Origin of the sequence: Capnocytophaga sp. oral taxon 326 str. F0382 (genome assembly GCF_000318295.1) — a bacterium.
Lineage (GTDB): Bacteria > Bacteroidota > Bacteroidia > Flavobacteriales > Flavobacteriaceae > Capnocytophaga > Capnocytophaga periodontitidis.
In genome coordinates, this window is record NZ_KB291353.1 from 1 (window position 1) to 2,159 (window position 2,159).

Annotated in this window: 1 pseudogene; it reads right to left on the reverse strand. The window is 40.9% G+C overall.

Features of this window, described 5'->3' with window-relative positions:
- Nucleotides 1-2,152, reverse strand: a pseudogene (locus HMPREF9073_RS00065) (gliding motility protein); the annotation flags it as partial.
- Nucleotides 2,153-2,159: the final 7 nt, after the last annotated feature.

Consider the following 2,159-nt stretch of genomic DNA (forward strand, 5'->3'; position numbering starts at 1 on the left):
AGGTGAGTGTTGGGGCATTTATCACGTTGATAGTACCTCCGTTTTGACAACCATTAGCATCACGAACTGATACTATATATATTCCTGTTTGGGTAATCGTAAACTTAGGTGAAGTTTGGTAGTCGTACAACACTTGAGAGGTAGAGTCTTGCAACTTATATTGCAAAGTACCTGTACCCCCTGTTGACGAAACTACTGCTTCGGTTACTCCATTACATCCTAAAATTATATCGTCAGGAAGTATTGTAACCAAATTAGGTGGAACTGTAATAGAAAATGTTCTAGAAGCCTCACAATTAGTATTATTGAGCTCTGCACGGAATTTTATAGTATGATTACCTGCATCAATATTTGTCCATTTGAAAATAGACCCTGCTGTGTAGGCTTGGAATGCTGCACCATCTTTGCTTACATAATAAGTAGATGGGGCATTTTTAAGTGTTATCTGGTATTCTCCTTTTTGATTATTACACTTAGGTTGTATAACTTTTTCTGTTGTTGGATCTACTCCAAAGGCTTTGTCGTTATCTATATTTACTGTGAGGGTATGGGTAAAACCACAAGATTCGGGGTTTTGGTATACAGTAAGATCATCAAAAGCGAAGTCGTTACAAGATGAAGTATTCCACTTAGTACGAATACGTATTTTCAAACGTTTATAAGTACCTGGATTTACACGTGCTGCTGGAGTAACTCCTGTATTTACGCCTGTACCATCGGAAGCGAAGCGGAACCAAGCATCGGCATTATTTTTATTGGTAGGTATTTGTTGTGATTCGATACGACCTAATACTTTGTCTTGACCGCCTACTTTTACTACATTACCAGCATCGTCCAAAGCGACGATTTCCATAATCATCACTGGGTTTGTACAATTGGAAGAACGCACTAAGTTGAAACCAAACATTTCGAACTCAATAGGTAAGTTTGGCATTACATCCATTACATCTTTTTCATAGAAGATCGCTCCATTAGCAATGAGCTGACCAAAGTCGACTGCTAAATAGCGGGAAGTATTATCAAGGCGATTAGTATGGTCGTTAGGGAAAATAGCATCATTTTGCCACCAGCCTGTTTGGATGTGTGAATAGATGTCACGTTTTCCTGCTACAAAATACTTATTCCAGTCCAATCGTTGATAGCGAGGATCTACTAATTGGTAAGCAGGGGTCATTCCTGGAGGAGGTGTGGTATAAGGAGTACCTTTACCGAAATCTTCTTTAAGCAAGAGACCTGGACGGGTAGCTGAAGGGTCGTCATAACGGATGGTAACGGTATGTACGCCTGGAGCTAAGTTGGTGAAACGGTTAGTAGTGGTTTCAGTACCACCATCTATACTATATTTATAGGTGTAATTAGGTTTGTTATTAGTAATTACTATAGTACCGCGACCTTGGCAATCATAAGTAACGGTAGGGTTAGGGAAAGAAGGTGTAGCTGGTTTATCTTTAACTTCTACTTTCAAGTTGCTACGTGTACAACCGATAGCATCACGCACAGCGAGTGTGTAACTACCAGGAGCCATCCATCGTTCGCGGGTGGTAGTCCAAACGCCATCACCGAAGTTATATTCATAAGGTAGAGCACCTCCTTGTACATTGGTGAAGTGTACCAAAGCTTTATTGGCATTAGCACCAGTACCACAACCTACTAATTTGGCAACTCCTGCTGAAGCGATGAGTTCATTATTAGCGGTTCCAATGGTTATCATCTGTGCTACTATGGTACAAGAAGCAGTGCTACCATATTTGTAGCGCAAAGTAGCTGTATAGGTTTTACCAGGAGCTACTGTAAGTATGCGTCCTGATTGGAAAGTTACCCCATCGGCGCTATACTCATAGGTATAGCTTACTGTACTTTGGGGTTCTGTAAAGGTGATCTGCCCATTAGCACCACAGTTGATAAGTTTACCTGAGGCACTAACAGTAGGTGCAGGTAAGGTTTGCACTGTAACGGTAGCCTGATCGGTACAGCCATTGTAATCTATAACTTTAAAGCTATAAGTTCCTGGAGAGGTAACCGTAAAGTCGTAATAATTATGAGTAGCGTTATGGAGATAAGTAGCGCCATTATCATTACTAAATCCATAAGGCTGTGTAGAGCTCACTGTACCTCCGGTAGCAGATACACGTATTACTCCGGTTCCACACATTATAGGT